The sequence below is a fragment of the Lewinella cohaerens DSM 23179 genome (assembly GCF_000379805.1).
Classification (GTDB): Bacteria; Bacteroidota; Bacteroidia; order Chitinophagales; family Saprospiraceae; genus Lewinella; species Lewinella cohaerens.
This window is the reverse complement of sequence record NZ_KB903554.1, coordinates 55,495-76,787: the sequence shown is the minus strand read 5'-3', so window position 1 is coordinate 76,787 and position 21,293 is coordinate 55,495. Positions and strand designations below refer to the sequence as shown.

Genomic DNA, 21,293 nt, shown 5'->3' with positions numbered 1-21,293 from the left:
GTCTTTCAAGATCAATTATAATCTCATGAAGTTTTAGGAACATCAATGGATGTTTCATTTTTTGGTATGTAGATAGCCTCTCAAAGCTCTTTTTTCGAACCGGTTGGTACTCCCAACCGGTTTTTTTTGTTTATGTTTCGGCTCAAACCAAAGGTCATAGAATTCTTAATATGAAAAAGCATTTAGTAGCCCCTTCCTTATTAGCCGCCGATTTTCTCCATTTGGGTGCCGCCATTGATATGGTTAACGAGAGTTTAGCCGATTGGTTTCACTTGGATGTGATGGATGGGCAATTCGTTCCCAATATTTCTTACGGGATGCCCATTATTCAGGCGATTAAACGTCAAGCAGACAAGCCTTTAGACGTTCACTTGATGATTGAGCAGCCCGAAAAATATATTTCTACTTTTCGGGAAGTAGGAGCAGATGTGATTACTGTTCACTATGAAACCTGTCCACATTTGCATCGGACGGTACAGCAAATTAAAGAAACAGGTGCCAAAGCCGGAGTTGCACTGAATCCGCATACGCCGGTTTCGTTGCTTAAAGATTTGATTGAAGATATTGACTTGGTACTCATTATGTCTGTTAACCCTGGTTTTGGTGGGCAGAAATTTATCTACCAGAGTATTCCCAAAATTAAAGAACTCAAAGGCTTGATTAGCGAGCGCAATTCAAAAGCCATTATTGAGGTTGACGGCGGTATTGGCTTACAGAATGCGCAGGAAGTACTAGCCGCTGGTGCTGACGTATTGGTTGCTGGTAGTAGTGTTTTCAAGGCAGCAGATCCTAAGAAAGCAATTGAGCAATTGAAAGCTGTTGGGCACGAAGTAGATAAATTTATCTAGTTTTCTTCGGGCAGACATTTTCTCTACGTTAGTCTTTTTACCTTTGAGCTTCTCGCTGGGGAACCCTTGTTCTTTGGCGTGACCATAAAAGTGTCAGAGAATCATTAACCATTACTGTCAAGCGCATGCGATTATTTTTTATTTCCGCTCTCCTCCTTTCATTTAGCATCGGACTTTCTGCACAAACCGAGCGAGCTACGGTTACCGGCGTAGTGTCGGATGCGATATCTGAGCAGGCCATTGACTTGGTGACTGTCTACGTTAAAGGCAGTAATACCGCTGCGGAAACAGCCGCCAATGGCAGATACAGTATAGTGGTGCCTGCAAATGAAAAATTCATTTTGGTGTTTTCTCGTATTGGCTATCAAGAGGGGACTACAGAACTCGGGCCACTGCCTGCTCGTTCAAATCAGCAGGTAGATGTAAACCTGGCGCCTTCCGAGAGTGAAATTGAAGTGATCGTACGAGAGAGTAAGATTGAAGAAGGTGGCATGATCAGGGAGGATGTGGAGCAACTTAAATTATTGCCCACTACTACGGGTAACCTGGAGAGTGTTTTGCCTCATATTGCACTTGGTGTAAGTAGCGGTTCCGGAGGCGAACTCAGCAGCCAATACAATGTGCGCGGAGGTAATTACGACGAAAACCTTGTTTACGTTAATGATTTTGAAATCTACCGCCCTCAGTTAGTTCGGGCAGGACAGCAAGAAGGGCTCACCTTCGCCAATATCGACCTTATTCGAGACCTTTCCTTTTCTTCCGGTGGTTTTGAGGCCCGCTATGGCGATAAATTGTCTAGTGTTTTAGATATTAAGTACAAGCGGCCAGACGAGCTTCGAGGTTCTGTTGGTTTAAGTTTCCTCGGCGGATCTGCTCACCTGGAAGGGAGTGTAGCCCCTAAAAAAGATTCTTATCGCCGGTTGCGGTTTCTGGTAGGAACTCGATATAAAGACACCCGTTATTTGCTGGGCTCATTGGATGTTTCCGGAGAATATACGCCTAGCTTTACGGACGTTCAGGCTTATGTGACCTACGATCTTAGCAGAGATTGGCAGCTGGGCCTGTTGGGAAATTTCAACCAAAGTATTTATCGCTTTCAGCCTACGCAAAGAAGCACAGGTTTTGGTTTAATCAACCTTGCCTTGCAACTCTTTAGCGTTTTTGAAGGGCAGGAAGTGAACGAATTTACCACTCAAATGGGAGGCTTAAGCCTTACCTATTTGCCAGATCGTAGTGTAAATCCTTTTTTCGTTAAGTTCCTGACATCGGCTTTTCGCAGTGATGAAAACGAACGGATTGATGTTATCGGGCGCTACAGTCTTCGCCAAATTGATAGTAATCTGGGGAGTGATAATTTTGGGGAAGTCTTGGCCGAACTTGGTGCAGGAACCCAGCAGCAATATGTACGTAACTTCCTGGATATACAAATATATAACGCTGAAGTGCGGGGAGGACTGGAGCTTCAAAAAGGAAATGAAGAAGTAGATGCTTCCCATTTCTTTCAGTTTAGTCTCAAGGCGCAACACGAGCGGATCGATGATATGATCAATGAGTGGGAGCGCTTGGATTCGGCAGGTTATAGTTTGCCTTACGACACCTCCGCGGTCATGTTGTTTTCGACCTTGAAAACTACAAACCAGTTGCGCTCATTGCGTTTTTCTGGCTTTATTCAAGATACCTATACTTGGCGTAAAGATGACAAAGGAGAGCTTCGCCTTTCTGGAGGTGTCCGTGCTAATTATTGGGATTTGAACCAGGAACTTTTGATCTCTCCACGTGTGCAATTGCTTTACAAGCCATTGGCGGGTAAGCGAGATATTAGTTACCGTCTGGCGACTGGTTTGTACTATCAAGCCCCTTTTTATCGGGAAATGCGTGCCTTCAACGGACAGGTCAATACTGATTTGCTTGCTCAAAAATCCTTCCATGTCGTAGGCGGATTTACACTTGATTTTTACCTTGGTAAACGCAATCCCAAGAAATTCCGCTTTATCACCGAAGCCTATTACAAAGAATTGTGGGACCTGGTGAGCTATGAAATTGAAAATGTGCGTATCCGCTACAGTGGCCTCAATAATGCCAAGGGCTACGCCATGGGAATAGATATGCGACTCAATGGTGAGTTTGTACCTGGTGCTGAAAGCTGGATCAACCTTTCTTTCTTAAGAACGCGTGAGCGGCTGGATGGGGTTACGCATCTCCGGCGAGAGATCAACGTTGATGAAGCCGTAGAGGTCAAGGATGTTCCTCGGCCTACTGATCGCCTGATGCAGATGAGCATGTTTTTTCAGGATTACCTGAAAACCAACGAAAATATCAAAATGCACCTCAACCTCACGGTGGGGAGCGGCCTGCCTTACGGGCTTTTGGGCAACAATCAAGAATTTCGGAACACCTACCGTTTCAATCCTTACCACCGTGTGGATATAGGCTTTAGCTTTCTGTTATTTGATGAAAAGCGCCGTGCTAAACGGCCTAACCACTTCCTTCGCTTTACACAAACAACCTGGTTGAGTTTGGAGGTGTTTAATCTCTTGCAAGTTCAAAACCAAGCAGGTAACACTTGGGTGAAGACCATCTTTAACCAGCAATATGCCATCCCGAATTACCTCACTTCTCGAAGAATCAATCTACGCTTGAAGATGGATTTCTAGCTTTTAAAATTATAAATGATTTTTTAAACCACCGAAGGCACCTAAGGAATTGTTCTTGGGTGCCTTCGGTGGTTCAATATTTGATAAGAAAAGAGAGTAGGGGGGGCTGTTGGCAAAAAAAATGCCAAGCCTGATTTAGTCCTTGTAATGACACTATTTCAGTACATCCACGCCCGTCATCTGCCAGTGTCCTAGCGAGATAGGAATATTTCCAATAGCATTCAATTGGTCAAAGAAATTGGTTAACTGAAACTCCATTCCTTTGGATTCCTGGATACGTGCGTAGTCGGCAAGGGCGTTTTCGACGAGGTATTTGCCCGTGATGTAACTGGTGCCATAGCCGGGTTGGCGTAGGTAAAGGTGTTGCTCAAAAATGAGGAGCTCTTTCTCTGTTTTCATCCAGCCTCTTGGGGTGTATTCCGAGTGAATACCACCAGCTTCTTCCATTGTCATCTCGTTGGCGTGCGCATAGAGGGAACCTAATCCGCGAGCGGCGCGCTGAGCGATCATGATATAGACAATTTCCCGGACACGGGGATTATCATCATAGAGGCCGGCTTGCATAAACATCTCCTCCACGGCAGTAGCCATCCCTTCATTTCTGGAATCAAAAATGTTATAAAGAAGCGGTCCGCGACGAACTACACTAGGATTGGGTTCCTCTTGCATTCGCGCTAGTTCAAACCAATGATAAAAATGAGAGTACAACGGGCGCGGGTCGTAATGAGCAGTAATCCAAAAGAAGTTTCTACGTTCATTGGGGACAAAGCCGCCGAGATGTTCTCTGAGAGCTGGCTCGAAGTAATCTTTGACACTCACGATTTCATCCTCCTCCAAAAATTTCATAAGGCTTTGCGCCGATACTTCTGCTAAAGCAGCATATGCTTCTGGACTGTCGGCGGCAGTGAGCGGCGGCAAATTGCGGTTGCGGTGCTCTTCCAGCTTGAGTGACGACCAGGCCCGCGCCAGTTCTCTTTTCAAAATCATCACCTCGTCTTCCCAAGTTAAGGGTACGAGGTGGACATTTTTGAGGTACCAGGTGTATTGTTCTTTACCTATACCGGAAGGGCCAGTCTTGGTTTCGGCCTCTGCTTCCAGCCAGCTGACTAGTTCATCAGTAGAGGTGATCGCTTGCTGGATGACGTTAACTAAATCGTTGTGACTTTCTACCCCTTCTTGCTTCAATATCCCTTGTAAAACCATGCTTTGTCCGCGGATATCCCGGATACCGGTGACCCATAAGTCACGGGCGTTGCCAGTAAGGTTTTGCTTGGCTTGCTGGTTCAGTGGCGTAATTACCTTGAGGTCGCTAATCAAACGGTCCTTTTCCGCTTCGGTCAATGGAAAGTCGTAGGTCCACAACTCTGTAGTGGCGTGGTGAGTAGGCCCCTCGTGGGCTGGCACATCACTGCGGTAAGTCCAAACGGTCTTGTAAAATGCAGGATCTCGAACCCAGGGTTTCAGGACGCGTCGGTTAAATCTATAGCCATTCATCTCGGCTCGTACAATGCGCCAGTCGACCTGTTTGGTAATGCTCCAACCGCTGGTATCTATTCCCTGAAGCTTTCTTTGCAGTGTTTTGAAATTAGGCCATCTTTTTTCAAAGGTAGCGGCAGTGTAGTCAGGTACACCGTTTAATAGTGGAGGTGTCTCGAAGGCTCGCCATTCCGTGAAAAGCGAGGTCAATTGGTCGTAGTTTGTCGGTTGCTCCTCCTGGCCCTGTGCTAAGAGGGAGCATAGGGAACAACAGGAGATCAATAGCAATCTAATGACGTGAAATTTTGGATGGGCAATCATAGTAAGAGTTAGCTTGGTATGGTGATTGCTAAATTTAATGCTTTTTCGAGAATTAGTAACCAGGGGGTGTTTTTTGAATCGCCAAGGCACCCGAGGTTTTTTTTGAACCATATGAGGGATTATAAGGGCATTTAAGTGGGGAGGTAAAACATGACACGACGTAGATGAAATTTACGCCGAACGGGGGACAGTAAACCAAAAGACTGGTTAACTGGTCTTTTGGTTTTTTTTGGATGAAGGCTACGGAGTGAGTACGCAGTTAAATCAGGTATTCGGACAAGGGGTAGCAGCGGTATGTGCACCGTGGGAATACTTGCTTTGGAAGGAAGCAAAGGTGCGCATAAGAGTGGATGACCCGGTGGCCAGCCCGAATGGTGATGGATTGCCATTAATGATCAAAACAAAGAGGGCTGGGCATGGCCCCAAATAAAGAATAAGGAGTGATTACCCCTTCTTCCAGAATTGCCAACCTTTCTTACCATTGGTAGTGCGATCTTGCCGACGTTGATCACGGGCTTTCTGGCGTTTGCGCTTGCGTTTTGCGCGAGGGGATTCAAAGATGTCGTACCGTTTGAAGGGGATGTAGCGGAGGGTGATAGCTGTTTGACTATACATCCGTTTTTCGCCACCACTGAGATTGATGGCGGGCTTGAAATCGGTACTGATGTTGATGTTTTTGAAGTTGAGTTCAGCGCCACCGATGAAGCTGATGCCGGCAGGAGCTTTGTAATCTTCGAGGCGGTCAGGGTCGTTTTCCAGCCATCCGGCGTGAAAGCCGATGCCCGCATAAAGATTGACACGGCGAGTGATCAGGGGGAAATGTTGTTCTCCGAGTACCGTGAGCATTCCTTCTTCTCGTTCCAGGCTTGTCTGTAGAATGGTCTCTAGCGTGAAGTTTTCATCAATTGGCGGGAGACGCAATTTAGCGCTGATGCCTAAGTCGGTGCCTAGTCGAACCCCAGCAGCGAGGTCATAGGATTGAGCAATAATAATAGTAGAACAGAAAAGGGCCATAATGGCCAGAAAGAACTTCTTCATCGTTGGATAGTTGGCTACGGGGGCTAAACGAGTAGGGTAGGAGGGGTATTGTTTAAGTACTTAAAATATGTAGGGAGGCCTAAAAAAGGTAAAGCGGCACGAGACCCTTTGAAGTTTTGATCCTTCGTTGGGGCTTCGTGCCGCTTTTATTTAATTCGGGAACTTCTTACTCGCGAACGAGCTGGAAGTCTGTCCGGCGATTCTTAGCTTTACCGTCTTGGGTATTGTTGCTGGAAAGGGGCTTGTCAGGGCCGTTGCCTACAATAATCAGGCGGTTAGGAGACATGTTGTGTTCCTTGATTAGGTAATTGGCTACAGACTGTGCACGAAGCTCTGATAGCTTAATATTACTAGTTCGAGAACCCACATTATCGGTATTTCCTTCAATTCTGATGCGGGCATTGGCGAAAGCTTTAGCGATTTCTACAAATTCCAGATCAATGATGTATTTGGCATTTTCGTCCAAAATGTGCTCTCCGGTACGGAAGTTGATACTTACGGGCTTAGAAGCAATAGCTTCAAGCTCTTTAGCTTCGGTTGCTTCCACTTTGGTGAACGTTTTGCTTGCTTCGGCTTCGTTGTCAGGGCCACTAAGCTCTGTCCGTTGTATGAGGGTAGGCATGCTTATCTGACGCCAGTTAGGAACCTTGCCGTCAATGACACCTAATTTTTGGTACTCATTTGTCATCCGTAGATAGAGGCCATTGCCATCAACACCTTGAAAGTCGGTATTTAAACCAAAGAAGTTGCGGTTGTCACCATGTGTTGCTAAGCGAACATTGTCAATGGCAGCAATGGCATCGGCTTCGGGAATGCCAAGTCCTTCGGCAAGAATTTTACCTGCTTTCCCTTTCGCAGAAGCACTGGCATTGATTTCGGCAGCACCGCGCATCCATCCTTCGTAAAGCTTTTGAAGCTTATCACGATTAGCATTGACGTATTCGCGCTTTGCGAAAAAGAAGTCAGCAATAATGTTAGACGCAGAGCGTGTGCTTTCCAGTACTCTAGAACCAGGGACGGCACGGATTGATAGCTCATCATCAGGGCTCCAAACAACAGCCGCATCTACCTGCTGGCTCTTGAAAGCAGCGGCGGCGTCGATAGCTGAAGCTTGCTTGACGATCTCGACATCGTCAATACTCAAACCACCGGCATCAAGTAACCAGATCAGGAAGGAATGAGAAGGTGTCAGTTCTGCAACAGCGATTTTCTTGCCTTTGAGGTCAGCTACTGTACGGATGCCCCTCCGTACGACAATGGCATCACCACCTCTCGACCAGTCGGCCTGAAATAAAGCTACCGGATCGAAAGCTTCTAAGCCAGGAAGTATAGTAGGAAAAGCATCGATGGTATACCAGTGCAAGTCGATCTCTCCAGCTTTCCAAGCATTTAGTGAGGCGTCAAAATCATCGTTAAGGACAAACTCTACGTCAATCCCGTATTCTTTCGAAAACCGGGAAGCGGTATTGGCAGCAAAGCCTTCATTAAAGTATTGGCCACCGGCATAGCCACCCCAGGTAACAACGCCAATTTTGATAACATCATCACTATTGGAGCTGCTACTGCGACTAGGCTCCGAGGAAGAGTTGTTACCTTGATTATTGGTGCCGCTACCTATTAAGCCTGAGTTCGTAGCGTATCGGATACCAAAAAAGGCACCTGCTACAACTAAAAATACGATGAGTAATTTCGAAAACGTGGTTAGTTTAGCCATTAAGTGTGATGGTGTTTATGAACAAATGATCTATAATAAGGAGGTCTGATGAAGATGCTACCTTCAGACCTCCTTTAGGACATTAGGTCACTCAAAAAAATTATCATATTGATTACGGTGACCCGTAGCTCTTACTTTTTCTGTTACAGGAGCATTGAGGTCAAGGACATTACTATCATCTTCTGCTTCAAGCAAAAGCGACGACTTTTCTTCACCTAAAATGAAAGAAGTACTTTCCTTTTCCCATTTTTCCAACATGTTCAAGCCGTCTTCTTCGAAGACTCCTTGCTGGAGGTCGATGGAGTTCATGAAGTTGGCAGATACCTCCATAAAGCGTTCCATTTCACCTACTTTATTCGCGACGTCTTCGGTGACGGCTTCCATTGCCATGTCGAACATAGCACGCTTATCGGGGTCACCAGAGATGATACTCATCGCGGAATTCATAGCAGAGTGGGAGGCGTGTATAGCCTTTCGCTCTTGTTCTTTTACAGCAACCTGATCCTTTATATCCTCTGCCAAAATCTGACTATTTTCATACATTTTGGTGAGCACACGATAGAGCACTTCCATCCTCTTATAGAGGTCTTCTAGTTTGAGGTTAGACTCCTTCAGACGACCTGCTCTGCGAGATTTGAGGATCATGACATTGGTCTTCTGAGTAGCCTTGGCTTTGCTGGCCAATTGCAGGTTACTCTGAATTTCTCGCTGATTGTTGACGATGATCTCTTTCAGCTTATGCATCTGAGCCCGTAGTTGACTGATCTGCTTATTCATCTTACGGAGGTTGCCTTGCAGCTCATCTACATAAGATTTTAGAATGCCAATAGGGTCTACGCGGACAAATATGCCTGTAATCCAGCGCATGATGCTTTTGTATCCAAAGCTAACTAAAGCTCTCATTTTCGGGTCCAATACCATATAAACGATGATACCAAGAATACCTAGCGTACCGGCAAGCGCAAGTGTATTGGCAAAAATTGCAGCCCAGTTGACGGTAGTCAACAAGTAAGCTCCACCCGCAACGAGTGCAGCTAAGAAAATGAGACCAGTGACACCCTCGGGGCGTTTCCAGAATGATTTTGATTTTAACGGTGTCTTATCCATGTAGTACAGTGATGATTTTTCGTGTAGTAGTTAGTATACGGCTCAATTTATTTTGTGCTGTTCCTTATTTTAAATACTCTTGCATTTTGTTGATGTCCCCCTGGATTTGTTTTACCAGGTTTTGGTAGGATGCAAAGAAGTCATTTTTTGTGTTTGCAATAGATGCATCGGCCTGCTTTATCTCGCCGTCCAATTTACCCAATTTTTGTTGATGTTCCTGAATTTCAGCTTGCAACTTTTTGATTTGGGTCTCTTTGTCTTTGATCGTATTGGTCAGTGTTTGTTGTTCCTGACGCTTTGCTCCAATTCTATTTTCTTGCTGGTTACTGAGCGCTTTTTCGAATTTTTGCTCCTCTTGCTTAAGTGCCTTTAAGTAGTGCTGAGCAGTGGCCACCAGATGCTGCGGTGTGGCACCCATTGTTTGCGCCATAGCGAAGGCTGATTGGTAGGCGGTGCGTTCTTCCATGTTCATCTTCTGAAGGGATTTTAGAGATTTTTTGTACTCTAGATAATCAAACCCTTCCAGGTCGGCAGTGTCCATCGCCGAGAGTAGAATGTCTGTGAATTTTTTAGTGATTTTACCATCACGATTACTTACAACAGGAGGGCTGCCCTGTTGTGGAGCTTTTTCTTTAGACGGTGTATTTTTGGTTGGAGAACCAGCCTTACTTTTAGCAGAAGCTTCTTCCTCTACAATGAAAATTGATTTCAGATTTTTTAGCATAATTTCTTACCTCTAATAATAGCTTTAATCAGGATATAGTTACGAATCTTCGATTAAGCTGGTCAGAATTTCTACAAAGTAAAGAAAAGTATCCCATAATATCCTAAACCTGCTCTATCTTCGCGTACAAAGCTAATGTAATGACTTTCGATATTACGATTCCTGTTTTGAATGAAGAGGCTACACTAGAGCATCAAGTGGGTGTTTTGCATACCTTTTTAAAAGATCATTTTACGACCCAGGGGCAATGGAAAATCATTATTGCAGATAACGGGTCAGAAGATAATACCAGAACAATAGCTCAACAGCTTAGCGAGGAATACCCGGCAGTACATTGGGTGAGTGTTCCCCGTCGAGGGGTAGGTTTGGCATTAAAAACCTCATGGGGGCAATCAAAAGCTGACATTGTTGGCTATATGGACCTAGATTTAGCAACGGACCTCCAGCATTTTCCGGAAGCATACGATGCGCTTGCTCAGCAAGGCTGTGATTTGGTTTATGGCTCTCGGTTGCATCCTGATTCAGAGGTGATCAATCGACCATTTAAAAGAGAAGTTGCTTCCAGAGGGTTTAACTTTCTACTGAAAAGCTACTTAGGAGTAGGCTTTTCGGATGGAATGTGTGGCTTTAAATTCCTGCATCGTTCCATTTTGGAAGACCTCATGAATGGTGGTGCACAAAACGATGGGTGGTTTTTTAGTACAGAATTATTAACGGTCGCAGAGTGGCAAGGGAAAAACCTTTGCGAGCTTCCTGTGAAATGGACCGACGATGTGAGTAGTAGTAAAGTGAAAATTATCCCGCTGGCAAAACGCTATATCCAGTCAATGATCGCATTGAAGAAGCTACAAGTGCAGAACTAAGTTCCTTTCTTTAGATATATCCATGTACAACGATCTTCCATGTTTGGGTGTTCCCTTGGGAGTAAGTATGTTTGCAGAAATTAAAACCTAACCAATTTACAAAATATGGCTAACGCATTTTATAAGGTCCCACAACCTGTCAACGAACCTATTCTGAACTACCGCTCCGGTTCTCCGGAACGTAAGGCTTTAAAAGAGGCGCTTGCAGCGTATAAAAAGGAAGCACTCGATTTGCCAATGTATATTAACGGAGAGTGGGTTTCTACTGATAATAAAGTAGCTATCCATCCACCTCATGAGAAAAAGCACGTTTTAGCTCATTTTTCTAAAGGTGGTTCTGATCATGTTAATGCAGCCATTGATGCAGCGTTAGCTGCTCAGCCAGCTTGGGAAAGAATGCCATGGCAAGATCGTGCTGCTGTCTTTCTGAAAGCTGCGGATTTAATCAGTGGACCATACCGTGCTCGGATGAATGCGGCCACGATGCTGGGGCAAAGTAAAAATGTCTATCAAGCAGAGATTGATTGTGTTGCTGAACTTGCTGATTTTCTGCGCTTTAACGTGCAGTATATGACGGAAATCTATCAGCAGCAGCCTAATAGTTCTCCGACGGTTTGGAACAGAATGGAATATCGTCCATTGGAAGGTTTCGTTTTTGCGATTACTCCTTTCAATTTCACGGCGATTGCAGGTAACTTACCTGCTGCTCCGGCAATGATGGGTAATGTAGTGGTATGGAAACCTGCGGAGACGCAGATTTTCGCTGCTAAGTTGGTGATGGAAATTTTCCATGAGGCAGGCTTGCCTGCTGGTGTGATCAATTTGATCTACACGGACGGCCCGATGGCAGGAGATATCGTTTTCTCTCACGCTGATTTTGCGGGCTTGCACTTTACTGGTAGCACCAAAGTATTCCAGGCTTTGTGGAGTATGGTTGGCAAAAATATCAGTAAGTACCGTTCTTATCCTCGGATTGTCGGAGAAACGGGAGGTAAAGATTTTGTGGTAGCTCACCCGTCAGCAGATGCCGTTCAGGTAGCTGTAGGGTTGGCACGCGGTGCTTTTGAATACCAAGGGCAAAAGTGCTCAGCAGCATCTCGGGCTTATTTGCCAGAAAGTTTATGGCCTGCTATTAAAGAAAAGCTGGTAGCAGATTTGGCTACTTTCAAAATGGGGACAGTCGAAGATTTCTCCAACTTCATCAATGCTGTCATTGATGAGCGGTCTTTTGATAAGATAAGTAGCTATCTCGCTCAAGCGAAAAAAGATGACGGCGTAGAAATCGTTGCTGGAGGTAACTGTGATAAGTCGGAAGGCTATTTTGTAGAACCTACAGTATTATTGGTTAAAGATCCTCATTACCGTACCATGGAGGAAGAGATTTTTGGCCCAGTACTGACGATTTACGTTTACCCTGATGCAGAATTTGATACGATGCTGGAGCAGGTAGACAGCACTTCCCCTTATGCACTTACAGGTTCTATTTTCGCCCGCGAACGTTCTGTTATCAATTACGTTACGGACAAGTTGAGTAATGCTGCCGGAAACTTTTATATCAATGACAAACCAACAGGAGCTGTTGTCGGACAACAACCGTTTGGTGGAGCGCGTGGTTCTGGAACCAATGATAAAGCAGGTTCTGTCTTGAACCTTTATCGGTGGATCAGTCCACGAACAATTAAGGAAAACTTCGTAACGCCAAAGGATTATCGTTATCCTTTCCTGGAAGAAGCTTAGTAGGCTAGATAAGGTTGTACAGCTAAAAAGAGAGGGTAGAGGGATTGTTAATCCCTTTACCCTCTTCTCGTTATTAGACTTGTTCTGCTGGGATCATTTCGGGGGCAAATCGCGCCTCATCTTCCCACACTGTGCCTTTTTTAAGTCGCTTAGCTAAGGCTAGGCTCCTCAAAAAAGGCTTCGCGTGGTTGATAATGCATCAATTTTCCCACCAATCTGCCCCAGTAAAACAAGTCTTTGGGCTAAAGCCAAACGCTTAATTTACGGCTTGCTGGGCATCAATGATACCCCAGCCGAAGTTGCCATCACGACTTGGGTAGATGGAAGCAGCATTCTTGAGTCGATTCAAGATCGTACTTCTTGAGGAAGAAGGACTTGTTGCCCAAACCATGGCAGCTACGCCTGCCGTTGTTGCTGTAGCTGCACTTGAGCCTCCTACATAAGAAGGTGTATTACCACTCATGGCTAAGGTTAGCGAGGTACGGCTGTTGTCATTACGGCGCTGCATTGGAACAATAAAGTCTACTTGTGATCCATCATGGCAAGTATTACAGCGTTCAAGCGGATAGCCTTCTTTAACGCCGGTTACAGCTACTGTTTGCGACATGTTTGCTGGGAAGATAACGCCCCACCAATTGGTCCAGCTTAAAGAAGTACCCGCAGCAGCGAAGATGAGCTTTCCGCGATTGTAGGCGTAGAAAATGCCATCAGCCACGGTGCTGCTGTAGAAAACATCACCTATAGACATGCTAATGATTTTTACATCACTGCGATTGCCCGCTGCAACAAGCGCGTCTCTTACGCCTTCTTTCTCGTTAGAGCTGTTTACTACAACGTCTCCGGTACCGCGGTAAGAAATTAGGTTTGCTTTGTAGGCAGCACCTGTTGTTGACCCTCCAGAGGTTCTAGGGCCAGCAATGAGACCTGCCATTTGAGTACCGTGCCCACAATCATCATCTGGCCCGTCAGGAGAAGCCCACCACCACCAGGAACTTACATAAGTACCATAACGGGAAATATAGCGATTAGTCGATTGCCCTGAAGCAAATTGACTGCCAAGTTTAGACTGGTTAGGAGAAGTGCCTGTGTCGATGAGGCATACGCCGATATTGTCTCCCTGGCTGGTGTTCCAGGCAGTAGGAATATTAAGCAGGTGGAAATTCCAGGGGATCTTTGCGGAAGGGGAAGTAGTCGTGTAATCTGCCGAAGGGATGTTATTAGCCGGGCTGACATCACAACCAGAGTCACTGCGATCAGCAACTTCATTGAATGAATAATTCATTGGTTCCACGTAGCGTACGTCTGCTCTTTCGCGCAATGCCGTTACAATCGCAGGGTGCTTGATAAGGATACTGAAATTGGGCAGGACTTCTTCGATGGGTTTCCCCATGAGTAGTTTTTCAGCAGTAATGTTCTCTTCCGGGAAATACCGCTGAGTTTCGCTCAGTACGAGGTCAATGATATCCTGTCGGACGGTTCGCCATTCTCCTTTGGTAATGTCAATTTCATGGATGCGTTCTTCCATGTTGGTGAAACCTGCAGGTTGATAGCCGATTGAAGCAATGTCATTGCCGTGAGACATGGCACTCCAAAGCATTTCATCGTCCATCGTTTCCCACTTGAAAATGTTTTTTTCGTGAAGTTGGGAAAGAACAAAGGCATTGATGTCTTCTTTGCTGGTACGTTCAGAAGCGTTGATTTGGACTTCCTGATCGGAGCCTTGCTCTTTAGCACAGCTGGCCATTACCAGCACGAGCGATAAGCAAACTAGTAGATAGTTACGGATCATAATTCGGTTTTTCTGTAGATAGTTGATAAAAAAAATAAGTAAATAGCGGCATGAATATAATATTATTCTCTTTTCTTGTATGTTAAGTTTTGCAATGATTTTTAAACTAAGTAGAATTATTTATGGCTTTTGATGAGTATTTAGCAGATCGTATTCGTAAGGCCTTTGAGGAGCATAACACTGCGTTTGCTGAGAAAAAAATGATGGGAGGCTTGTGTTTTATGGTAAATGAAAAGATGTGCTGTGGCATCCATTATGATAAAAAGAAAGAAACGGATTTGCTGATGGCCCGAATAGGCTTGGATGCTTCAATAGATGCATTAGAACGCGAGGGCTGTCATCCAATGGATTTTACCGGACGTCCGATGAAAGGCTACGTTTTTGTGACGTCAGATGGTTTTGATACAGAGGAAGACCTAACGCATTGGATAAGGCTGTGCATTGCGTTTAATCCTTTAGCGAAGGCCAGTAAAAAGAAGAAGAAAAAGTTGTAGGAAGGTGTGTAGATTGTTTTTTTTGTGAACTCCCTTATCCTCGATGTCCAAAAATCTTACTTCCGATCCTCACCATCGTGCTACCATGCTCAAGGGCGAGTGGATAATCACCTGACATGCCCATAGATATTTCTTTGAAAGAAGGCTCGTTTTCAAAATAGGTAGCCTTAAGGCGATCAAAGTAGATTTTTAGTTGACTAAATTCCTGATCCACTTGTTCTTTATCCTCTGTAAAGGTTGCCATTCCCATGACGCCTACAATACGCACATGTTGTAACTTTTGCCAAGGTAATTCATCTAGCATAGAGAAAATATCAGCAGCGTCGTATCCGTATTTGGAATCCTCTTCTGCTATTTTAAACTGTAATAAAACATTGATAATGCGATCGTTAGCAGCAGCTCGTTTATCTATTTCCTTCAAGAGTTTAAAGCTGTCAACAGCGTGTATGAGATTAACGAAAGGTGCAATGTATTTGACTTTATTGGTTTGTAGGTGGCCGATGAAATGCCAGACAATATCTTTCGGCAATGCTTCAGCTTTCTCTACGATTTCCTGCACACGATTTTCTCCAAAATCACGCTGGCCACATTCGTAGGCTGCTTGCAGCATCTCTTTGGGGTAGGTTTTAGAAACAGCAACGAGTTTAGCTTGGTAGGGAGCCAACTCTTCTTGGATACTTTGTAGGACAGCAGCGAGCATACTCTAATATGGTTTTATGACATTTTTAACGGATGGATCAAAAATAAGGTTTAATGGAATGCCGTTTGCTATTACGTAAAACAATTGCCAGAGAAGGAAAAATCCAACTATGTCTTATCAAGTAGATCGTATTGAACGCCGCAACCGCCGCAAAGCCATCGTCATTACTACCTTGTTGTATGGCGGTTTATTAACATTTTTTCTAGTGAAAGATGATATTTCGTGGAGCGAATATCTTCCCGAAGTCGTTATGGAAATGATGGGTGAAGATACACCAGATGAAGCGGTAGCTGCTTCAACCGAGATTCGCCCCTGATGAAAATTTTCGGTTTCAGTTGAGTTGAACCGTTAAGCAGCCCAATTGAAAAAGCCACTAAGAGCATAATGTCTTAGTGGCTTTTTTCTGTCAATGAAGTCCCCGAAGGTTACTTAAACATCTCGGTTACAGAGAAGTGGAAAGAAGCTTCAATTTGTGCGTTCTCATCGGAATCAGAACCGTGTACTGCGTTCTCGCCAATGCTGGTAGCATACTTGGCACGGATAGTACCTTCAGCAGCTTCAGCAGGATTTGTTGCACCAATCAGCGTACGGAAGTCCTCAACAGCGTTGTCTTTTTCAAGAACAGCAGCTACGATTGAGCCACTAGACATGAATTCAACAAGTTCGCCATAAAATGGACGTTCTTTGTGAACAGCGTAAAATTCGCCAGCCTTCTCTGCCGATAGTTTGGTGAGTTTCATCGCTACGATACGGAAACCAGCTTCGTTGATCTGTGCAAGGATGCCGCCGATGTGCCCGGCTTTTACAGCATCGGGTTTGATCATCGTAAAAGTGATATTACCAGCCATGTTTTGCTTTGGTTTTGGTCGTTATTTGTAAAAAGCGACGCAAAAGTAAACAAATGCAAGCGAGCGCCAAAGCCCCCTCCAAACATTTTGGCAGAATCAATTATTTTTATCAACTTCGCACCCCCCAGTATATGCACAATTATGGAAAATTTAGAAGAGCTTAAAAAGCTGCTTAATACACCACAAGATGTGGTTATTCTTACTCATCGTAATCCAGACGGCGACGCTGTGGGGTCTTCCCTCGGTCTAAGTCTTTTTTTACAAAAAAATGGGCACAATGTAAAAATTGTTGCACCTTCCGATTATCCCGACTTCTTGTCATGGATGCCGCAAGCTAATGATATCGTCATTTATGACCACGACCCCGAAGAAGTAGAGCACATTGTTAAAAGAGCAACGTTGATATTCTGTTTGGACTTTAATTCTTTAGATAGGATTGACAAAGCCGGAGAGTTGGTAGAAGATGCTCGATGCCCAAAAGTGATGATAGACCATCACCTTTTCCCTGAACCTTTTGCGGACTTTATGTTGAGTGAAACGACGGCTAGTTCTACTTGTGAATTAGTCTATGATTTTATTCATATGTTGGGGCAGGAAGATTATCTGGATCAGATGATAGGAGAGTGCTTGTTTACTGGCATCTTAACAGATACAGGGTCCTTCAAGTACAGTAATTCACCGAAATTATTTCGCACGGTAGCCAATTTGCTAGAAATGGGGGTGGATGATCTTCGTCTTCAGGATTTGATTTTCAATAGTATGAATGAAAAGCAATTGCGCATTTTAGGGCATTGCTTATATAACCGACTTGAAATTCTTCCGGAGTATCAAACAGGTATTATTACGCTTACGAAAGAGGATTATTCCTTTTTTGATATCAATCGTGGTGATACAGAAGGTGTCGTTAATTTCCTTCTCAAATTACGGAATGTGAAACTGGCTGCCTTTATTCACGAGCAGCCTAAGATTGTAAAACTAAGTTTGCGCTCTAAAGGAGATATTGATGTTCAGGAGATGGCCAAGCGCAATTTTCGAGGCGGCGGCCATAAGAATGCAGCCGGTGGAGCCAGCTTTCACAGCCTGGCTGTGACTGTAAGGCGCTTTAAAGAAATCCTAGAAGAGAACAAGGAACAACTCCAGTCTTAAACAACTTCACATAGTGATTCGATTTCTCACCTATTTATGTTTGTCGGTGATTACGCTTTGGGCGCAAAGTTGCCATCAGTACGACGGACAGACGGAGCATGGGTACAATTATTGGGAGCACCTGAAAACAGGAGGCAACAAGCCGTCTTTTGGTGATGAAGTCTTTGTTTTTTTTCAAATCCGCACGCAGGATACGCTAATTTATTCCTCTCCTAATGGAATAAAGGGAATGCGCGCTGTACTTCAAGATCCATCGTTAAATCCAATAAAAAAACCTGACCCCGTAGCGGACATTTTACCTTTGATGAGTGTTGGCGATAGTGTAACCGTCGTTATGAAGGTAACTGATGAAATGAGAGTTGCACCTGGACTAGCATCGGCAGATTTGCTTTATTATGATGTGGTTCTGCGTAGAATTGTTTCAGAAGGAAGTCATGCTGAAGGATCATATGAACTCCAACCAGAAGGTGATGTACCTTTGGTTAAAGTTGATTTGCGGGAGCAATTAGCAGAGACTCCGGAAGCTTCTGTGATTTTGGATGCATTGGAGCGTTATAGAAACGAGTACAAAACGGTTAGTACTTCTACTAAATCCGGTTTATACTATACCATTCTTGCGAAAGGATCAGGTAAGCGAGTCCAGAAGGGAGAAAACGTTTGGGTAAAGTACATAGGTAGCTTGGAAGACGGCACCGTTTTTGGAGAGAACTTCACGCAGGATACCCCTTTTTCTTTTACAGCAGGAAAAGGGAGTGTTATCAAAGCCTGGGAGGAGTGTTTAGACATTATTGGCCCTGGTGGTCAAGTTTTATTAGCTGTACCACCTTCATTGGCGTATGGCAATTTGGGTAAAGCGCCTTTTATTGGGCCAGAGGATACCCTGTTTTATTATTTTGAACTATTGGAGGCTTCAAAGTTTCCTCAATAAATATTATTACTATGACCGCAGAGCAATTGCAAAAGCTGCACAGTCGCCTCGATCAGTTGAGGCACTATCTTTGACGTCGCAGAACGTGAACACAAACTTTCTGAACTAGAGCAACAAATGCTCAATCCCAACTTTTGGGATGACCCCAAACTAGCCGAAGGGGTTATGAAAGACCTTAAGAGCCACAAAAACTGGCTAGGGCAATACAGAAAGGTAGCCTCCGCTATCGAGGATTTGGAAATACTTTTTGAATTCCTCAAAGAAGGAGAAGGAACCGAACAAGAGGTTGATACTCGCTATGAGCAGGTTGTAGAATTGTTGGAAGATGTTGAATTCCATTCTACGCTTAATCGACCGGAGGATGAGCTGAATGCTATTCTTGAGATCAATGCAGGTGCCGGAGGTACAGAAGCTTGTGACTGGGCAGAAATGCTGGGAAGAATGTACCTGATGTGGGCTGAAAAGCAAAACTTCAAAATATCGGAACTAGATCGCCAGGATGGAGATGTTGCGGGTGTAAAGTCTATATCCTTGGAAATCAAAGGTGATTTTGCTTATGGATTACTTAAAGGTGAAAACGGCGTACATCGCTTGGTGAGGATAAGTCCTTTCAATTCACAAGGTAAACGTATGACCTCCTTTGCCTCGGTTTTTGTTCACCCTATGGTCGACGACAGCATCGAAGTAGATGTTAACCCTGCTGATATAGAATGGGACACTTTTCGTGCAAGTGGAGCTGGTGGGCAGCACGTTAATAAAACGGAATCTGCTGTACGTTTAAGGCACCTACCTTCAGGTGTCGTGGTTTCCTGCCAAGAAGAACGTTCTCAGCATATGAACCGGGAAAAAGCCATGCAAATGCTTAAATCCAGGCTCTATGAGTTAGAGCTGGAAAGACAACGCCAAGAGAAGGACGACTTAGAGTCACAGAAAATGAAGAATGAATGGGGCTCCCAAATTCGCTCCTATGTACTTGATGACCGAAGGGTCAAAGATCACCGTACCGGTCATCAGACGCCTCAAACAGAAGCGGTGTTGGATGGGCAAATTGATGGTTTTCTTAAAGCTTGGCTGATGTACGACGGTACAGCTTAGGGGCGCGAAATATTTAGTAATCATTATCAAAGAACTTATCCTTTGGAAGCACTAAAGGTTGAAAAGTATCTATAGCTAGAATAATAGCTAGCTCTTGATAAAAAAAGAAATGCCATTTTCTGAATCAATCAGAAAATGGCATTTCTTTAATACCTGTTGTTAAGCGTGATGCTTACATATGAATCACTTCGCCGTAGGCAGCAGCAGCAGCTTCCATCACCGCTTCGCTCATGGTAGGGTGGGGGTGTACTGATTTGATGATTTCATGACCTGTCGTTTCCAATTTACGGGCAACCACAACCTCTGCGATCATTTCTGTGACGTTTGCTCCAATGAAGTGAGCGCCTAGCCATTCACCGTATTTGGCATCGAAAATAACCTTTACGAAACCTTCGCTGGCACCAGCAGCTTTAGCTTTTCCTGAAGCTGTGAATGGAAATTTACCAACTTTAACTTCATATCCCGCTTCCTTAGCAGCTGCTTCTGTATAACCAACAGATGCTACTTCAGGTGAGCAGTAGGTACAGCCTGGAATATTGTTATAGTCCAATGGCTCAGGAGTGTGTCCTGCTATTTTCTCAACACAGATAATACCTTCTGCACTGGCTACGTGGGCAAGCGCCTGCGTGGCAACTACATCACCAATAGCATAGATACCAGGGACATTGGTTTGGTAGAAAGCATCTACTTCAATCATCCCGCGATCTGTTTTAATCCCTAGCTCTTCCAGACCGATATTTTCGGTATTCGGAGTCACGCCGGCTGCTGAGAGAACAACATCACAAGTGATGGTTTCTTCTTTGTCGGTTTTGCGGTTTTTAACCACCACCTTACAGGATCTTCCTTTGGTATCTACAGATTGAACAGCGCTATTGGCCATTACACTGATACCTTTTTTCTTATAAATCTTAGTCAGTTCCTTAGAGATGTCGGCATCTTCACGAGGAACCAGGCCTTGCTCCATGAATTCTACAATAGTAACCTCTGTACCAATGCTGCTGTAGAAATAGGCAAACTCTACACCGATAGCGCCTGCGCCAACAACTACCATTTTCTTTGGTTGCTTATCAAGCGTCATGGCTTCCCGGTATCCGATAATTTTTTTACCATCGATAGGAATATTAGGCAATTGACGAGCACGTCCACCAGTAGCAACTATAATATGGGCTGCTTCGTAGGTCGTTTTTTTACCGTCCTTATCTGTTACCTCTACTTTTTTGCCACGAACTAGACGGCCTTCGCCTTCAATGGTCGTGATTTTGTTTTTGCGGAAGAGGAAATTGATACCCTTGCTCATACCTTCGGCTACGCTCCGGCTGCGACCGATCATTCCTCCAAAGTCCGCCTTGGCGTCTTTTACGGAAATGCCATAGTCTTCGGCATGCTGGATATATTCAAAAACCTGTGCGCTTTTTAATAGTGCCTTGGTAGGAATACAACCCCAGTTAAGGCATACACCTCCCAGGTTCTCACGTTCTACTACACCTACTTTTAGTCCAAGCTGTGATGCGCGAATTGCTGCAACGTATCCTCCTGGGCCGGAACCAATTACTATCAGATCAAAATTCATAAGGGTATTTGATTTTTTTAGACTGTTCTGTGGCGCAAATATAGTTAACTATTCGCCAAAAAAAGAACCCCATCAGGAACTGACAGGGTTCGAAAAAACTTACTGATACCAAATAATATTTTGCAAAGAGCCGTCGATATTCTTTATCATTAACAGAAAACTATTGATGAACAAAAACGGACGCACCCTTTCTTACGCTTCTGGAAAATCTCTCCGGGATCATTATTCATGTTCGACCGGT

19 protein-coding genes are annotated in these 21,293 nt (G+C 44.5%); 10 read left to right on the top strand and 9 right to left on the bottom strand.

Annotation, left to right across the window (positions count from 1 at the left end):
* Positions 1-170: 170 nt before the first annotated feature.
* Entirely contained in the window at positions 171-848 is a 678-nt protein-coding gene (gene rpe / locus A3EU_RS0118280) for a ribulose-phosphate 3-epimerase (RefSeq protein ID WP_020537644.1), read from the top strand.
* 125 nt (positions 849-973) lie between these two features.
* A complete protein-coding gene (locus tag A3EU_RS0118275) occupies positions 974-3,502 on the top strand; it encodes a TonB-dependent receptor (RefSeq protein ID WP_020537643.1) in 2,529 nt (842 codons plus the stop codon).
* 153 nt (positions 3,503-3,655) lie between these two features.
* Here the strand turns inward: A3EU_RS0118275 and A3EU_RS0118270 are convergent, their stop codons facing one another.
* The gene (locus A3EU_RS0118270) at positions 3,656-5,299 is read right to left on the bottom strand and encodes a hypothetical protein (RefSeq protein ID WP_026211455.1); all 1,644 of its coding nucleotides are present in this window, start codon (positions 5,297-5,299) and stop codon (positions 3,656-3,658) included.
* A 247-nt stretch (positions 5,300-5,546) separates the two neighbouring features.
* On the opposite strand from A3EU_RS0118270, the gene A3EU_RS0118265 reads away from it, so the two are divergent.
* A complete protein-coding gene (locus tag A3EU_RS0118265) occupies positions 5,547-5,729 on the top strand; it encodes a hypothetical protein (protein ID WP_156825817.1) in 183 nt (60 codons plus the stop codon).
* A 14-nt stretch (positions 5,730-5,743) separates the two neighbouring features.
* On the opposite strand, the gene A3EU_RS0118260 is transcribed toward A3EU_RS0118265, so the two are convergent.
* The 4 genes from A3EU_RS0118260 to A3EU_RS0118245 form a co-directional block, all read right to left on the bottom strand.
* Complete coding sequence (locus A3EU_RS0118260; protein WP_020537640.1) at positions 5,744-6,337, bottom strand: hypothetical protein; 594 nt, start codon at positions 6,335-6,337, stop codon at positions 5,744-5,746.
* Between the two features lie 166 nt (positions 6,338-6,503).
* Entirely contained in the window at positions 6,504-8,051 is a 1,548-nt protein-coding gene (locus tag A3EU_RS0118255; RefSeq protein WP_020537639.1) for a phosphate ABC transporter substrate-binding/OmpA family protein, read from the bottom strand.
* A gap of 87 nt (positions 8,052-8,138) precedes the next feature.
* Positions 8,139-9,158, bottom strand: a complete 1,020-nt coding sequence (locus A3EU_RS0118250) for a hypothetical protein (protein WP_020537638.1) — start codon at positions 9,156-9,158, stop codon at positions 8,139-8,141.
* A gap of 64 nt (positions 9,159-9,222) precedes the next feature.
* Entirely contained in the window at positions 9,223-9,882 is a 660-nt protein-coding gene (locus tag A3EU_RS0118245; RefSeq protein WP_020537637.1) for a hypothetical protein, read from the bottom strand.
* Positions 9,883-10,022: 140 nt separating this feature from the next.
* Between A3EU_RS0118245 and A3EU_RS0118240 the strand changes: the two genes are divergently transcribed.
* Both A3EU_RS0118240 and pruA read left to right on the top strand, forming a co-directional pair.
* Positions 10,023-10,745, top strand: coding sequence for a glycosyltransferase (locus A3EU_RS0118240; RefSeq protein ID WP_020537636.1), 723 nt, complete (start codon positions 10,023-10,025; stop codon positions 10,743-10,745).
* Between the two features lie 105 nt (positions 10,746-10,850).
* On the top strand, positions 10,851-12,482 hold the full coding sequence (pruA, locus tag A3EU_RS0118235) for an L-glutamate gamma-semialdehyde dehydrogenase (protein WP_020537635.1): 1,632 nt from the start codon (positions 10,851-10,853) through the stop codon (positions 12,480-12,482).
* 256 nt (positions 12,483-12,738) lie between these two features.
* On the opposite strand, the gene A3EU_RS0118230 is transcribed toward pruA, so the two are convergent.
* Complete coding sequence (locus tag A3EU_RS0118230; RefSeq protein ID WP_020537634.1) at positions 12,739-14,271, bottom strand: S8 family peptidase; 1,533 nt, start codon at positions 14,269-14,271, stop codon at positions 12,739-12,741.
* Positions 14,272-14,393: 122 nt separating this feature from the next.
* Between A3EU_RS0118230 and A3EU_RS0118225 the strand changes: the two genes are divergently transcribed.
* Positions 14,394-14,765 carry a TfoX/Sxy family protein gene (locus A3EU_RS0118225; protein ID WP_020537633.1) on the top strand — a complete coding sequence of 124 codons (372 nt, stop codon included), beginning with the start codon at positions 14,394-14,396 and terminating at the stop codon, positions 14,763-14,765.
* A gap of 34 nt (positions 14,766-14,799) precedes the next feature.
* Here A3EU_RS0118225 and A3EU_RS0118220 read toward each other — a convergent pair whose 3' ends face one another.
* Positions 14,800-15,465 carry a YggS family pyridoxal phosphate-dependent enzyme gene (locus A3EU_RS0118220; protein WP_020537632.1) on the bottom strand — a complete coding sequence of 222 codons (666 nt, stop codon included), beginning with the start codon at positions 15,463-15,465 and terminating at the stop codon, positions 14,800-14,802.
* Positions 15,466-15,574: 109 nt separating this feature from the next.
* On the opposite strand from A3EU_RS0118220, the gene A3EU_RS0118215 reads away from it, so the two are divergent.
* A complete protein-coding gene (locus A3EU_RS0118215; RefSeq protein ID WP_020537631.1) occupies positions 15,575-15,781 on the top strand; it encodes a hypothetical protein in 207 nt (68 codons plus the stop codon).
* A gap of 109 nt (positions 15,782-15,890) precedes the next feature.
* Here the strand turns inward: A3EU_RS0118215 and A3EU_RS0118210 are convergent, their stop codons facing one another.
* On the bottom strand, positions 15,891-16,313 hold the full coding sequence (locus A3EU_RS0118210; protein ID WP_020537630.1) for a nucleoside-diphosphate kinase: 423 nt from the start codon (positions 16,311-16,313) through the stop codon (positions 15,891-15,893).
* 141 nt (positions 16,314-16,454) lie between these two features.
* On the opposite strand from A3EU_RS0118210, the gene A3EU_RS0118205 reads away from it, so the two are divergent.
* The 3 genes from A3EU_RS0118205 (at position 16,455) to prfB (ending at position 19,482) form a co-directional block, all read left to right on the top strand.
* Positions 16,455-17,459, top strand: coding sequence for a DHH family phosphoesterase (locus A3EU_RS0118205; protein ID WP_020537629.1), 1,005 nt, complete (start codon positions 16,455-16,457; stop codon positions 17,457-17,459).
* A 13-nt stretch (positions 17,460-17,472) separates the two neighbouring features.
* Positions 17,473-18,387, top strand: a complete 915-nt coding sequence (locus A3EU_RS33065) for an FKBP-type peptidyl-prolyl cis-trans isomerase (RefSeq protein ID WP_020537628.1) — start codon at positions 17,473-17,475, stop codon at positions 18,385-18,387.
* Positions 18,388-18,398: 11 nt separating this feature from the next.
* Positions 18,399-19,482, top strand: a protein-coding gene (prfB, locus tag A3EU_RS0118195) for a peptide chain release factor 2 (RefSeq protein ID WP_156825816.1) whose coding sequence is annotated in 2 segments (ribosomal slippage) — positions 18,399-18,458 and positions 18,460-19,482 — 1,083 coding nt in all. Because the reading frame shifts where the segments join, the coding sequence is not laid out codon by codon here.
* Between the two features lie 172 nt (positions 19,483-19,654).
* On the opposite strand, the gene lpdA is transcribed toward prfB, so the two are convergent.
* Entirely contained in the window at positions 19,655-21,052 is a 1,398-nt protein-coding gene (gene lpdA, locus A3EU_RS0118190) for a dihydrolipoyl dehydrogenase (protein ID WP_020537626.1), read from the bottom strand.
* Positions 21,053-21,293 lie beyond the last annotated feature (241 nt).